Genomic DNA, 1,042 nt, shown 5'->3' on the forward strand with positions numbered 1-1,042 from the left:
GACATGTCCCGTCCCTCATTAATTCCCCTCATTCTCCTTTCCTCCTGTTCTGTCCTGAAGAACAAAGATCTCCTGAAAACTGACAGTCTTGAAAGGAGGGAAGCAGCTGCTTCCGAAAAGATCACCGGTGTTTCAAGCCTGACTCAGCAACGCGTTCTGTTGCTTACCGATTCTTCAGGGACGCATTTTCTTACAGAGATCATTCCGGATGGCGAATTTAAGCTGGCTGCTGATGGTACCTTCACAGGAAAAGCATCCCTGATCCGGATGGAAGGCAGCCGCAAAACGTATTCAGCTTTGAAAGATTCGGGGTCGGTGAATGAGCATGCTGTTTTGAATAAAGAGACCGAAGGTAATGAGAAAACAATGGTGCAGAATAGTTCTGTTGCAAAGAAAAAGGAAGTGAAAAAGCCCCGCTCCGGGGCCCTGCTGTTTGTGCTAGTGGCGCCCGCTTTACTGGCGGGCGCCTGGTGGTTTTTCAGGAAACGGGTGAAGGAAAGCTGGTGACTATTACCAGGTGATAATAGCCACTCCATGTCCGGCGTTAGCTCCCGAAGCGTTCGATTGAGTTCCTGAAGGTGCCGAATTGTATGAGCCGCCGCCGCCGCCGGAACCACTTGTAGTTGAACCGGCGTTTCCGCAGCCACCACCACCACTATATCCGCCACCTCCTCCGGAACCGCCGGAATTGTTTTGCCAGGCCGATCCGCCGCCGCCATACCCGCCTCTTCCGTAGGAGGCCGGGGCGTTTCCGGCCAGCCAGGGATCTCTTTTACCTCCGATATCCTGACCGCCTGTACAGCTTCCGGCAGAATACCATCCGGCTCCGCCTCCGGCTTTGTTTCCGACACCTCCATAGCCGCCAGTTCCTTTTCCATTTACAGCTATCCCAATGGACGACACTCCATCAGTTCCGTCGGTTCCGGCCTGACCGGGCTGACCTGTAGCATATTGAGTTGAATTGGCGATAAAGCCACCACCACCGCCACCAGCAATAATCATAGGGCTCTTTGCTCCGCTTACAGTCCGGTAAACAAAGGTA

Annotated in this window: 1 protein-coding gene and 1 pseudogene; one reads left to right on the forward strand and one right to left on the reverse strand. The window is 53.5% G+C overall.

Features of this window, described 5'->3' with window-relative positions; all coding sequences use genetic code 11:
- On the forward strand, positions 1-507 hold a 507-nt coding region (locus DDR33_RS02545), incomplete at its 5' end, for a hypothetical protein (protein WP_158280618.1).
- Between the two features lie 3 nt (positions 508-510).
- Here the strand turns inward: DDR33_RS02545 and DDR33_RS25690 are convergent.
- Positions 511-1,042: pseudogene (locus tag DDR33_RS25690) on the reverse strand (hypothetical protein); the annotation flags it as partial.

It is taken from the genome of Pararcticibacter amylolyticus, assembly GCF_003130405.1.
Lineage (GTDB): Bacteria > Bacteroidota > Bacteroidia > Sphingobacteriales > Sphingobacteriaceae > Arcticibacter > Arcticibacter amylolyticus.